The organism is Halomonas sp. 707D4 (assembly GCF_024158685.1).
Classification (GTDB): Bacteria; Pseudomonadota; Gammaproteobacteria; order Pseudomonadales; family Halomonadaceae; genus Vreelandella.
Genome location: NZ_JAMZBD010000268.1, coordinates 1 through 4,421, shown reverse-complemented (window position 1 = coordinate 4,421; position 4,421 = coordinate 1). Strand labels below are relative to the sequence as shown.

6 protein-coding genes are annotated in these 4,421 nt (G+C 65.3%); 3 read left to right on the top strand and 3 right to left on the bottom strand.

Features of this window, described 5'->3' with window-relative positions; translation table 11 throughout:
- Positions 1-565: sodium:calcium antiporter (locus tag BIS11_RS11750; RefSeq protein WP_367399207.1), on the bottom strand; the 565-nt coding region annotated here is incomplete at its 3' end.
- A 187-nt stretch (positions 566-752) separates the two neighbouring features.
- On the opposite strand from BIS11_RS11750, the gene BIS11_RS11745 reads away from it, so the two are divergent.
- From BIS11_RS11745 to BIS11_RS11735, 3 genes are all read left to right on the top strand, one after another.
- Entirely contained in the window at positions 753-1,493 is a 741-nt protein-coding gene (locus BIS11_RS11745; RefSeq protein ID WP_253426085.1) for a ZinT/AdcA family metal-binding protein, read from the top strand.
- 126 nt (positions 1,494-1,619) lie between these two features.
- Positions 1,620-2,033 (top strand): lysozyme inhibitor LprI family protein, encoded by a 414-nt coding sequence (locus BIS11_RS11740; RefSeq protein WP_253426082.1) that lies wholly within the window; start codon positions 1,620-1,622, stop codon positions 2,031-2,033.
- 280 nt (positions 2,034-2,313) lie between these two features.
- On the top strand, positions 2,314-3,219 hold the full coding sequence (locus BIS11_RS11735) for a GGDEF domain-containing protein (protein ID WP_253586088.1): 906 nt from the start codon (positions 2,314-2,316) through the stop codon (positions 3,217-3,219).
- A 9-nt stretch (positions 3,220-3,228) separates the two neighbouring features.
- Here BIS11_RS11735 and BIS11_RS11730 read toward each other — a convergent pair whose 3' ends face one another.
- Together BIS11_RS11730 and BIS11_RS11725 are read right to left on the bottom strand one after the other, a co-directional pair.
- Positions 3,229-3,990: an SDR family NAD(P)-dependent oxidoreductase gene (locus BIS11_RS11730; RefSeq protein WP_253426077.1), complete on the bottom strand. Its 762-nt coding sequence runs from the start codon at positions 3,988-3,990 to the stop codon at positions 3,229-3,231.
- 77 nt (positions 3,991-4,067) lie between these two features.
- On the bottom strand, positions 4,068-4,421 hold a 354-nt coding region (locus BIS11_RS11725), incomplete at its 5' end, for a M15 family metallopeptidase (protein WP_301286451.1).

The following is a 4,421-nucleotide window of genomic DNA, read 5'->3' as shown; positions in this document are numbered from 1 at the left end:
GTTGGGAGCCGCCGATCAACAGCGCAAGCCCGCCCACCACGCCGGCCACGATCCAGGGCGTCGACAGCGGGCGGGTGGCCGGCGCGGTGGCATCCGCTTGCAGGTCCACATTCGGCACGCCCTGGCGCTCGCTCAAGTAGGCCCAGACCAGATAACCCACCAGCCCCGCCAGAAACAGCACCGAATCGAGGCGGCCAAGCGTGCCGCTAAATCCCAGCACGATGAACAGCAGCGTGGCCAGCAGCATCACCAGCCCGTCGCGCTTGAGCGCTTCGAGCCGCGTGGTGAGAGGGTAGATCAGGGCGCAAAGCCCCAGAATGAGCATGATGTTGCCGATGTTGCTGCCGACGACGTTGCCGATGGCGATGTCCGGCTTGTTGTCGAGGGCGGCGTTGACCGACACCACCAGCTCCGGCGCCGAGGTCCCGAAGCCGACGATCACAAGGCCCGTGAAAAGCGCCGAGACCCCGAGCCGTTCGGCACCGGACACCGCACCGCGCACCAGCGCCTCACCGCCCAGGGTCAAAAGGGCGATCCCCCCTAGAAGACTCAGTACGTAGAGCATGGCGTTCCCTCGTTACCCGGTCGGTCGACCTTGTCTGCTTAAATTAGCGCGCGCCGAGCGTTGTCGCCATGCCGAGGTATTTAACGCTCGAGCACTTGCCTGTCTCCTTGAATTATTGATATGTTATATCATTATCAAAGAGGCCGGCGTCGTCGCGCCTTTCCTGTACGTTCAACGAGGAGAACGCATGTCACGTTTCACTTCCAGGGCCCTGGGCGCCCTCACCGCCGGGTCATTGATGATGGTGGGTCTTCAGGGCGCCCTGGCCGGCGACCACGATCACTCCCACGAGCACGGCCATGACCACGCCCATTCTCATGGCCATGAGCACTCTCATGACCACGCCCACTCCCATGATCATGGCAACGATCACGCGCACGCGCATGCCCACGACAGCGATATCTACCGCGGCCATTTCGACGACGATCAGGTCGAGGACCGCACGCTCGGCGACTGGGAGGGCGACTGGCAATCCGTCTATTCCTACCTTCAGGACGGCACCCTGGCACCGGTCTTCGAGCACAAGGCCGAGAGCGGCGACAAGAGCGCCGAGGAGTACGCCGAGTACTACGAGACCGGCTACGCCACCGATGTCGAGCGCATCGTGATCGACGGCGATACCGTGACCTTCTACGAGGATGGCGAAGCGCATAGCGCCGACTACGCCTACGATGGCTACGAGATCCTCGAGTACGCGGCGGGCAATCGCGGGGTACGCTTCGTCTTCGAAGCCGAGGAGGTCGACGCCGGCATGCCCCGGTACATCCAGTTCAGCGACCACGATATCTACCCAAGCGACGCTCACCACTTCCATCTCTACTGGGGCGATGACCGCGAGGCGCTGCTCGAGGAAGTGACCCACTGGCCCACCTACTACCCGAGCGAGCTCGATGGCGACGCCATCGTGTCGGAAATGCTCGCTCACTGACCCCTTTTCAGCGCGCGACACCACGCACCCCCGGGCCGACGCCCGGGGGTGTTTTTTTTGTATGTGCTGGTGAGCGGCAGGCTTGTTGACTATGGTGAAGGGGTTCCCGCACCCGAGGCCGTTTTCATGCGATCGACCGCACGCGCGCTGACTCTGTCGAGCGCCTTCTTCATGACCTTTTTCATGACCTTTGCCGTTGCCGGAGAGAGCAAGACGTCCTGCGACGACGCCACGACCCAGGCCGACATGAACCGCTGTGCCGGGCAGGCCTACCAGGCGGCGGATCGCGATCTCAACGAGGCGTACCAGACGCTGATCGAGCCGCTCGAAGGCGATGCCCGCCAGGCGCTGGTCACGGCGCAGCGCGCCTGGATCGCCTTTCGCGACGCCGAGTGCGACTACACCGCCCAGGGTGTCGCCGGCGGCAGCGCCGAACCCATGGTGCGTCACCAGTGCCTGACCACGCTCACCCGAGAACGCACCCGCACACTGGACGAGTACGCCCACTGTGAGGAGGGTGACTTGAGCTGTTCTCGGTAAGCGTCCTATCGCCCGGTGACTAGAAAAATCCCCCCGCGTCGACGTGTTTTCCGTCCTACGCTTAGCCTACCGCTGCGCAGGCGCCCACGCCATTGTCGATCGGTTTTTAAATACGCCGTCGATAATATGCGATATCCATCAACTAGGTTAAAAAGTGTATCATAGTGTAAATGTCGAAGCCGCCGGCTCATGACGGGCCCGTGACCACCCCGCGGCTGCGACGCGTCCAGAGTGAAAGCGAAGGACATCGCTTGATCACGATTCAGTGGAAGAAAACACCATGCTGGAACCCTTGCCGACGCCGGCGCCACCCGCCAACGAATCCAACCCCCAGGCGATCGCCGTGCTGGGCGGGCAGGCGGGCGGCAGCGATCTTCACCTTCTCGATATCAGCGACGAGTACCTGCGCTTCTGGGGCGGGCGACGCGATCAATGGCTGGGCGCCGCACCCCGGATCGTGGGGCGCGACATGGAGAATCGCCGGCTGCTGCGCAAGCTCGGTCAGGCGCTTTTTCGAGGCGAGCTGTGCGACGGCTATTCGCTTTCGGGCCTCGATCGGCACAGCCGCGCGCGCTGCCCCCGTGCCCCCGCCACGCTGATCGAATGGCGGGTGACCTCGATGAACATGCCCGGCTACGCCTCGCGGGTGCTGGTGCTGGTGCAGCGGGATATCTCCAAGCGGGTCGAGAAGGAGGCCGAACTCGAGCGTCTGGCCACCACCGACATGCTCACCGGGCTCTCCAATCGCGCGCGCTTCGACGCGCTGCTCAAGAAGGAAATCAGCCGCCTCAACCGCTATATCCGGCCCTTTTCGCTGATCATGCTCGACATCGACTACTTCAAGGCGATCAACGACAGCCACGGCCACGACGTGGGTGATCAGGTGCTGGCGAGCATCGGCGAGCAGCTCAAGGCGAACCTGCGCAAGGCGGACTACTGCGCGCGCTGGGGCGGCGAGGAGTTCATGGTGCTCGCCCCGGAAACCTCGCTCGAACAGGCGATTGCGCTGGCCGAGAAGATCCGCTGCTGCATCCGCGAGACGCACTTCCCCAAGGTGGGCAGGGTGAGCGTGAGCCTCGGCGTGATCGAGGCGCGCCTCAGCGAGCACCAGCAAAGCGTCATGAAGCGCGCCGACAACGCCCTCTATCGTGCCAAGGAGCAGGGGCGCGATCGGGTCTGCTACTGAGCCGGTTCGTCAGGCCTTGTCGCGATCCACGGCGAAGGGTGACCAGGCCTGGCGAACCGGCATGATCTCCAGGCGGTTGATGTTGACGTGCGCCGGCAGCGTGGCGAGATAGAAGAGCTGCTCGGCGATATCCTCGGCCTGCAGCGGCGTGGTGCCCCGGTAGAGCGCGTCGGACGCCGCCTGGTCGCCCTTGGTGCGCACCAGGGTGAATTCGGTTTCCGCCATGCCCGGGGCGAGATCCGTCACCCGCACGCCGGTGCCCAGCAGATCGCAGCGCAGGTTGTAGCCGAACTGCTGCACGAACGCCTTCGACGCCCCGTAGACGTGCCCGCCCGGGTAGGGCCACTGCCCGGCCACCGACCCCAGATTCAGGATGCTCGCCCCCGCGCCATGCTCGATCAGAAGCGGCAGCGCCGCGTGGGTGACGTTGACGAGCCCCGTGATGTTGGTGTCGATCATGGTGTGCCAGTCGCGCAGCGCCACCTTCTGCGACGGCTCCGGCGCCAGTGCCAGCCCCGCGTTGTTGATCAGGCAGGTGAGCGGCAGGAACGCCTTCGGCAGGTCGCCGAGCGCCTGGGCCACGGCGTCGGCATCGCGCACGTCGAGGGTCAGGGTCAGCACCTCGACCTCGCGGCCGAGCTCGCTTTCGAGCGCCTTCAGACGCTCCTCGCGGCGGCCGGTCAGAATCAGCGACCAGCCGGCCCGGGCAAAGCGGTAGGCGGCGGCGCGGCCGAAACCGGACGTGGCGCCGGTAATCAAGACGCTGGGCATGGTCAAACCTCCTTTTCGAGCGTGAACGTGACTTGGGAGTGGATAATGTAGCCGTTTTTGGCCACGCGCGTGAAGGCTCAGCCCAGCTGGCGGCGCCAGCGGTTCTCGATGGTGTCGAGGGCGGCGGGGCCGTAGTGCGCCTGCGACCGGCCGCTGTAGTGGGCCCAGAGCTGGTCGCCCAGGTCGAAGTGCCACCACTCGCTGGGCAGGTTGGTGAAACCCTGGGTGCACATGGCGCGGTACAGAAGGCGCCGGTTGTCCCGCACGCGGCGCTCGCGCGCGTCGAGAGGCTCGCGCTCGAAGTGGGCGGTATGGGAGGCGGGCACGGCTTCGTCGAACAGCGTCCCCATGTCCAGCGGCACGCCGATGCCGTCGCACAGCGTCACGTCCACGGCCCCGCCGGTCAGGTGCGGGCTCGGTGCGCGCTCGTC